We start from the raw sequence: 655 nt of genomic DNA on the forward strand, positions 1-655 counted from the left end.
CGTTATTGGGGCCAAACGGCGCGGGGAAAAGTACACTACTTAAACTTCTGTGTGGTGAGATTCCATCACACAACGAGATTGACTATTTTGGCGAGCCTAAAGAAGCCTGGAAACCTGAAGACATAGCAAAGCACCTCGCCATGCTGCCACAGCACAGCACGCTCACTTTTCCATTCTTGGCACGAGAGGTGGTCGAACTCGGTGCGATCCCCTTGTCACTTTCAAACAAAGAAACGACTGAGCTTGCCCTACACTACATGCAAAAAACCGATGTTCTGCACTTAGCGGAAAGCTTGTACCCTGCCCTCTCAGGCGGAGAGAAGCAACGTTTGCACTTGGCTCGAGTGCTAACGCAACTGCATCAATCTGGTGACAAAAAGATTCTGATGTTGGACGAGCCTACGTCGGCACTGGATCTCGCCCACCAGCACAACACGCTTAAAATTGCTCGTGAGGCGGCAAAAGCGCAGAACGCTGCGGTGGTTGTCGTATTACATGACTTGAACTTAGCCTCACAATACGCAGACCGACTGGTGTTGCTCCATAACGGCAAACTTGTATGCGATGACAACCCTTGGCAAGCCCTAACGCCCGAACGTATTGAACAAGTTTATGGGTATCGCTCTATCGTGACAAAACATCCGACTCTGGACTT

Annotated in this window: 1 protein-coding gene; it reads left to right on the forward strand. The window is 50.2% G+C overall.

Annotated elements, in window-relative coordinates; genetic code table 11:
• Positions 1-655, forward strand: a 655-nt coding sequence (locus tag R7P74_RS27025) for a heme ABC transporter ATP-binding protein (RefSeq protein ID WP_318123747.1), incomplete at both ends; no start/stop codon positions are given.

This window comes from Vibrio sp. 2033 (assembly GCF_033339735.1).